This window comes from Mesorhizobium sp. P5_C1 (genome assembly GCF_054049815.1).
In genome coordinates this window covers 1-617 of record NZ_JBFULQ010001348.1, presented here as the reverse complement: position 1 = coordinate 617, position 617 = coordinate 1, and the positions used below count along the sequence as shown (strand labels likewise).

Here is a 617-nt window from a genome sequence, read left to right as displayed (position 1 = left end):
GAACGGCATTGCTCTGGCGCGAAATTGGTCCGCGATGTCGAGGATTTTGTCGACAGCATCGAAATCGATCGTCCGGTGCATATCTCGGAATTGTGCTCATCTCTCATGGTATCACGGCGCACTCTCCACCGTGCCTTTCAGCATACCCTGGGGATAGGTCCGGTCGCCTACCTGCGCCTGAGGCGCTTATCGGACGTTCATCGCGTGCTAAGCAGCGCGAACCCGACCTGTGTCGGCGTTACGCAAGCTGCCCTTGATCAAGGGTTCACCGATCTCGGGAGGTTTGCGGCGTTCTATAAAAGGATTTTTGGCGAGGTCCCTTCAGAGACACGCTTCAAAGCGACGAGCCCGCTTGGTCGCCAGTCACGCTCACAGCGCGGTACGGCCTTTCCGCTTGTCCAAGATCAGGCTGCTCCGGGATTAGATGTCAGTGGCTTTGGGACGGCCTTAATGCCGTTTTCCTGAAATGCCTGGTGCACGGCGATCAAAGCGGCGCGGCGGATCATGAAGTGTCTGCCCGCTTTCGCCTTGAATTTGGCCCGGATGACCAGCGTGCCGTCCTCGACTTCGCCAATTCCCTGGCTCTTGAACGGCTCGAGCATATCTGCGGCAAGTTC

Annotated in this window: 1 protein-coding gene; it reads left to right on the top strand. The window is 57.9% G+C overall.

The genetic code is table 11. The annotated features are described in order from the left end of the window. On the top strand, nt 1-465 hold a 465-nt coding region (locus tag ACXJ7R_RS35750), incomplete at its 5' end, for a helix-turn-helix domain-containing protein (RefSeq protein ID WP_457155890.1). Between the last annotated feature and the right edge of the window lie 152 nt (nt 466-617).